6 protein-coding genes and 1 pseudogene are annotated in these 6,722 nt (G+C 37.8%); 6 read left to right on the top strand and 1 reads right to left on the bottom strand.

Annotated features, from left to right (window positions below; all coding sequences use genetic code 11):
• Positions 1–88: 88 nt before the first annotated feature.
• Positions 89–1,162, bottom strand: coding sequence for a DUF2974 domain-containing protein (locus tag ADJ60_RS00055; RefSeq protein ID WP_049542521.1), 1,074 nt, complete (start codon positions 1,160–1,162; stop codon positions 89–91).
• Between the two features lie 155 nt (positions 1,163–1,317).
• Here ADJ60_RS00055 and ADJ60_RS00050 point away from each other — a divergent pair, with 155 nt between their 5' ends.
• From ADJ60_RS00050 to ADJ60_RS00025, 6 genes and pseudogenes are all read left to right on the top strand, one after another.
• Positions 1,318–1,995, top strand: coding sequence for a response regulator transcription factor (locus ADJ60_RS00050; RefSeq protein WP_000548991.1), 678 nt, complete (start codon positions 1,318–1,320; stop codon positions 1,993–1,995).
• Positions 1,988–2,962: a sensor histidine kinase gene (locus tag ADJ60_RS00045; protein ID WP_049493965.1), complete on the top strand. Its 975-nt coding sequence runs from the start codon at positions 1,988–1,990 to the stop codon at positions 2,960–2,962. Before ADJ60_RS00050 ends, ADJ60_RS00045 begins: the two co-directional genes overlap by 8 nt.
• 798 nt (positions 2,963–3,760) lie before the next feature.
• Complete coding sequence (locus ADJ60_RS00040; protein ID WP_049542520.1) at positions 3,761–5,272, top strand: ATP-binding cassette domain-containing protein; 1,512 nt, start codon at positions 3,761–3,763, stop codon at positions 5,270–5,272.
• A 290-nt stretch (positions 5,273–5,562) separates the two neighbouring features.
• Positions 5,563–5,760 (top strand): annotated as a pseudogene (locus ADJ60_RS00035) (DUF389 domain-containing protein); the annotation flags it as partial.
• Positions 5,761–5,841: 81 nt separating this feature from the next.
• Complete coding sequence (locus ADJ60_RS00030) at positions 5,842–6,165, top strand: potassium channel family protein (RefSeq protein WP_000825751.1); 324 nt, start codon at positions 5,842–5,844, stop codon at positions 6,163–6,165.
• Positions 6,162–6,722: DUF389 domain-containing protein (locus ADJ60_RS00025; protein ID WP_049542515.1), on the top strand; the 561-nt coding region annotated here is incomplete at its 3' end. The genes ADJ60_RS00030 and ADJ60_RS00025, both read left to right, overlap by 4 nt.

Genomic DNA, 6,722 nt, shown 5'->3' with positions numbered 1-6,722 from the left:
ATTTCATAATAAAAACACCCCAAAAGTTAGATTTTTTCTGTCTAACTTTTGGGGTGCAGTTCAGTTTTGGTCTTTTCATAAGCTTTTTTTATCTATTCTTCCATGCTTGGTAACGGGTATCAATCAATAATTGGGTAAGGCGTCCCATGGTTTCCCTTTCTTCTGGAGTGAGGGATTGCGCTTGGACAAAGAGATGATGAATGTGTTCAATAGCCTTGAAGGAAGATAGGTCATTGATGGAGCTAATACCAGCATCTAGAATGGTGCCAAAGAAGAGGTCGAAGTAGAGCTGAAGTTCTTCGTCAGGGACTGTCGCTACCCATTCTTTGAAGGTTGTGTTTACTTGTTGACTATCGCTGTTGGTCTTATCCAGTTGGACGAAGTGTCTATCCTCAATCTGCCAACTAAAGGTATCGTGCTGGGCGATGCCACCTAAGGCAGTACTCTGAACGATGATTTGGTGGGCAGGAATTTCCAGCATCCTACCGATGATGGAACCTTGTGGAATGAAGACCTTGGTTCTATCCATTATTCTTTGATAACCTTCGGTCTGTGTCAATTCTTGATGGAGACCAGGCGCATCAAATGTATAGACTTCGGTAATCTGATTTTGCAAGCTTTGCTCAATTTGACTAGCCGCATAGATAGCTAGATTTCCTCCCTTGGAATGCCCAGCTAGAATGACTTTTTTCCTAGGATGGTGGACAAAAAAGTTTTCTAAATAGCATAGGGCGTGCTTTTGAGAAGGAATTTCCTTCATATAGGTCATGTGGAAATCTTCCTTCCAGCCAATGATACTGTCATCTGTCCCACGAAAGACAATCAGATAGGTATCGAGAGTGAGGCGGTAGGTCATAGCCGCAAATTGCTTTTGCAGTTCAGGGTCGATTTCGTTGATAAAATAGGAGAGTTTGCAATTTTTGAAGCGCTTGTGTTGAGATAGCTCATCCAATAGCTGGAGTCGATTTTTGCTGGTCAACATGCTAGACTCTCTTGGAACCTGAGGTGCCAAGTCTAAAAGTCGCTGAGGACTTGTGGATACTAGATTATCAAAGGGGAGGTAGGTGGTTTCTGTTAAGGCTAGAATGTCTAATTCATTTAAAGGAAGGTCATAAAAGGAATCGTATGCGACATCTTTCAGGTAGTCAAAAATATTGGCCATAAGTGCTCCTTTCTTTTTATTTATCTTATCAAATTTCCCTTAAATTAGCTAGTAGGATTGCATCACTTTGTTGGCTACAAACAAGCTCTTTCAAATTCAGTTTCAGGCCTGCTAGCATGGAAAAATCTGTTATAATAATAGAAAAGGAGGAGCGCATGCACAAGATTTTACTAGTAGAAGATGATCAGGTCATTCGTCAACAGGTCGGGAAAATGCTCTCTGAATGGGGATTTGAAGTGGTTCTGGTAGAAGACTTTATGGAAGTTTTGAGTCTTTTTGTCCAGTCGGAGCCTCATCTGGTCCTCATGGATATTGGATTGCCCTTGTTTAATGGCTATCACTGGTGTCAGGAAATCCGCAAGATTTCCAAGGTGCCTATCATGTTTCTGTCTTCGAGAGACCAGGCTATGGATATTGTCATGGCAATCAATATGGGGGCGGATGACTTTGTGACCAAGCCTTTTGACCAGCAGGTTCTTTTAGCCAAGGTTCAGGGCTTGTTGCGTCGTTCCTATGAGTTTGGGCGTGACGAGAGTTTACTGGAATATGCTGGTGTTATCCTCAATACCAAATCCATGGATTTACATTATCAAGGGCAAGTCTTGAATTTGACCAAGAACGAATTCCAGATTTTACGAGTTTTGTTTGAGCATGCAGGCAATATCGTAGCGCGTGATGACCTGATGCGGGAACTTTGGAACAGTGACTTTTTTATTGATGATAATACGCTCTCTGTCAATGTGGCTCGATTGCGTAAAAAGTTGGAAGAGCAGGGGTTGGTAGGATTTATCGAGACCAAGAAAGGGATAGGGTACGGACTGAAGCATGCTTGATTGGAAACAATTTTTTCTAGCCTATCTGCGTTCCCGTAGTCGTCTGTTTGTCTATCTGATTTCTTTGACGTTTCTGCTCTTACTCTTTCAGTTTTTATTTGCCAGTTTGGGAATTTACTTTCTCTACTTTTTCCTCTTGTGTTGCTTTGTAACCATTTTATTTTTCGCTTGGGACATATTGGTAGAAATGCAGGTATATCGTCAGGAAATTCTCTATGGGGAGAGGGAAGCTCAGTCTCCTTTGGAAAGAGTTTTAGCAGAAAAATTAGAAGCGCGTGAGATGGAACTTTATCAGCAGAGATCAGATTCAGAAAGAAAACTGACGGATTTACTGGATTACTATACCTTGTGGGTCCATCAGATTAAGACCCCCATTGCAGCCAGTCAACTCTTAGTTGCAGAAGTAGCCGACCGCCAACTGAAGCAGCAATTAGAACAGGAAATTTTCAAGATTGATTCCTATACCAATCTAGTTTTACAGTACCTGCGTTTAGAAAGTTTCCATGATGATTTGGTCTTGAAGCAGGTGCAAATTGAGGACTTGGTCAAGGAAATAATTCGTAAATATGCTCTTTTCTTTATTCAAAAAGGCCTAAATGTCAACCTATATGACCTTGATAAAGAAATTGTGACGGATAAGAAGTGGTTACTAGTGGTCATTGAACAAATTATCTCAAATAGTCTCAAGTACACCAAGGAAGGTGGTCTGGAGATTTATATGGAAGGCCAGGAACTCTGTATCAAGGATACGGGAATCGGGATAAAAAACAGTGATGTCCTCCGAGTCTTTGAACGTGGCTTCTCAGGATATAATGGACGCCTAACTCAGCAGTCATCTGGACTTGGCCTCTATCTATCTAAGAAAATTTCTGAAGAACTGGGGCACCAGATTCGTATCGAGTCTGAGGTTGGAAAAGGAACGATAGTGCGGATTCAGTTTGCTCAAGTAAACTTAGTCCTTGAGTGAGAAGAGACAATGAGTTTTTACCCAATCTCTTTTTGCTATATTTCAGGATATTTGAAGACTGTTTTTTACAAAACCAATAATAGAATTTTTAATACGGAATATAGTATAAATACTGGTTCAAAGTGAAGTTTTGTATGCTTTATACTTTTGTTGAGTATAAAATCTATAAACTAAGGGTGAATTACAAAAATTAATTTGAGATGAAGTGAATTGTAGACTTGGGAAATGTCTCCTATTCGATTTCAGAATGAATCGTTGATACAGGATTAAAAGAACTGCAGCTTTCTTTTTATTTTGAATGAGATAGGTGTATATAGATTTGTGTAACTGGTGTAGAACTGTTTCCAAGAATTTATTGAATGTATCGAATACACACATCCTATTGATTTTGAACCAGTTTTTAATTTCTAAATGTTATAATAGTTTTATCAAGTAAAAGGAGACTACCATGATTGGAGACAATATAAAATTCTTACGAAAATCACATAATCTGATATAACCAGAATTTTCACGGATTGTGGGTGTGTCACGAAATAGCCTAAATCGTTAGAAAAACTGAAAAAGCTTACTTTCAATAGAAGTGTTGGAAATATTCATTTTACATCTATCAAAGAAACATGGGATAGACCTATATTTTACAAAATAGCAAATTATATTTTGAATGATAGTAAAAACTGCAGAACTTGTGTGATTTACAATTATTGCACTCAATGTCTGAGTATCGCACTATCTGAAATAAGGAATAGTAGAGATTGTTCTGAGATATGTAAAAAAACGCATTAGCAAGGAGTATCGTATATGCTACCATATCTTAAAACTATTAGATGGTATCTCTTCTTTAATTTTCTTTTTGGTGTAGTATCGAATATCTGCACAGCTTTGTTACCGTATTTCACGCAGGCATTAATCAAAGGGGATTATCAAGTAGCTCTATATGGTTACTCTATGTCAGTGGCAGGCTATTTGAGTTGTAACTATATCCAAATGATACTTGATTGGAAGCAGGGGATTATCTTTTCGACTACTTTGAAAAATGAGTGGTTTCGTTCACTTCTGGGACTCAGTCACCACGATTTCAAGCAGAAAACAGTAGCAGAGTATATTTCCTATCAATCTAATGACCTAGATTCGTTGGAAAAGGATTACCTTCCTCCATTGATGAGTTTTATCAAACAAATTTTACGTATCATCATTTACGCTTTCATTATTAGCAGAACAATTAATCCTATTGTATCACTGATTTTAATCTTTTCCACTGGAATTAGTATTCAAATTCCTAAAATCGTTGGGAAGTTGACCGCTAATCGTAGACAGGTTTACTTGAAAAAACAAGGAGATTACTATCGAACTTTGGAGGATTTGCTCATGGGACATCATTTGGTAAATAAACTAACTATGTCGCATTTTTTGAATCAACAAAAGAGTTCTCTAAAGAATTTGCAGGATAAGTATTTTAAGTATGGTTTGACAAAAATTACAGGCATCTTATTGACAGGTGTTTCTTTTGAATTCATTAATCTTGTTCTGTTTATTTATTTAGCCTACTCTCTATCTCACCAGCAACTCGGTATTCCTGAGGTGGTGGCGAGTTTCGGATATATTAATGCTTTTTCTGAACCAATACAGGAAATCCTTTATGATTTACAAATGTTAGAGTCCGTAAAGCCTGTAATCAAGAGTTTTCAAAACATTGTTGGGAGACCCGTTTCAGTTCAAGCACCTCAACATTCTTTTGATACGATTACTTTGAAAAACATTTCCAAACAACTGGGAGAATCAAAATTGATAATTACTTCCGCTACGATTCAAAAAGGGGATAAAATTGCGCTTATTGGTAAGAATGGGTCTGGAAAAAGTAGTCTTCTCAACATTTTAAATGGAACAGATGAAGATTTTGAAGGACAAATTGTGCTAGATGGGCTTGTTTTGGACCATCTTTGGGGAAGATTCGGTATGATTCTGCAACAAGAACATACATTTATTTCAAGTTATGAAAATAATGTAACGCTATTCAATAGTTTCAATGAAAAATTCAGAGAAGAAGATTTTGAAAAAATTCCACCACAATCCCTGTCAGGTGGTCAGCAACAACGAATGTATTTAAATCGTGAGAAAAATCGTAAAAATCCATTGCTTATCCTAGACGAACCTTTCTCTGCCTTGGATACTAATCAGTTTAAAATGGAATTGGAAAGAGTTCTGGAACTACCAAGTGCCGTCATTGTTACTTTACATCGCCAAAACGAATTATTAAGTAAGTTTGACCAAGTTTGGGAAATTAAGAATGGAGAACTTGTAATTTTGAAATAGCTAAATTATAAAGAATAAAACGCATAGTATCAAGGTTCTTCTGATACCGTTTTTCCTTCTTCGGATAAGGAAACAAAAATTTCTTGCTTCCTCTATCTGTTCAATTGATAGATTTCGTCAGAGAAAGAATGTAAAATTTTTGATATAATGTTAAGGATGGACTGTCGGATATTTAAAAGATAATGTTCAAAAGAATAACAGGTGAGAAGAAAAATATGTAAGATTGGACAAAAGTCTCTCTACCATCATCCATGCAGAAACAAGATTATATGAAATAAAAGGAGTAACCAATGAACGGAAACTATTCAACACGTGAATACCGTGAGAAATTATATGATGATCTTCATGTTCGATTAAGAGATACAGTGATTTTGATGTGTGCGATTTTTATTGCCTCTATTGGCCTAAATATGAATTCAACAGCTGTCATTATTGGAGCCATGCTGATTTCCCCTCTTATGACACCGATTGTTGGACTGGGGTTTGGTGATGGAGATCATGTCCTATCTTCACTTTGATTATTGGAAAAAAACGGCTCGGTCAGGAGCTAGTATGAATAAGGAGAACAAATGAAACGTTTAAAAATGTTATGGCATATTATGCAGGTTACGGGTTTTACTCGGTTTGCTCTGAGTTTTGTGACCTTTGTTTTTGGGTCAGGAGGCGTGCTTTTCCTAGTTGAACCTGCTATCACAAATTACGGAGACGGTCTTTGGTATGCTTTTGTGACTTCGACGACTGTCGGCTACGGGGATCTCCTAGCTGTGACCTTGATTGGAAGGATTACCAGTGTCTTCTTGACGATTTATGGGCTCATATTTTTTGGCTGTTTATCAGCTGTTATTTTTAATTATTATACCAATTTAAATAAGGAAAGAGGAGAGGACAAATGACTGCCAATTATTCAACACGGGAATACCGTGAGAAATTATACGATGACCTTCATGTTCGATTGAGAGATACAGCGATTTTGATGTGTGCAATTTTTATTGCCTCTATCGGACTAAATATGAATTCAACAGCTGTCATTATAGGAGCCATGTTGATTTCACCTCTCATGACACCGATTGTTGGACTGGGATTCGGTTTAGCTATTTTTGATACGCGTTTAATCAAGCAATCTCTAGAGGTTTTATTGACTCAAGTGTTGGTCAGTTTGCTTGTCTCGACTCTGTATTTCTGGATTTCTCCCTTGTCTTATGCAAGTAGCGAGTTGATTGCACGAACCTCTCCAACCATTTGGGATGTCCTCATTGCTATTGCTGGTGGGATTGCTGGTGTGATCGGTTCAAGGAAAAAAGAAGCAAACAATATCGTGCCAGGAGTAGCCATTGCTACAGCTTTGATGCCGCCTATCTGTACTGCTGGCTATGGTTTAGCTAATGGGAATGTACGATTTTTATTGGGGGCTCTCTATCTTTTCTTGATCAACTGTGTCTTTATCATGCTA

Source organism: Streptococcus pseudopneumoniae (assembly GCF_001076775.1).
GTDB classification, from domain to species: Bacteria; Bacillota; Bacilli; order Lactobacillales; family Streptococcaceae; genus Streptococcus; species Streptococcus pseudopneumoniae_G.
Note: the sequence above shows the minus strand (reverse complement) of the source record. Positions and strands in the feature narration are given on the sequence as shown.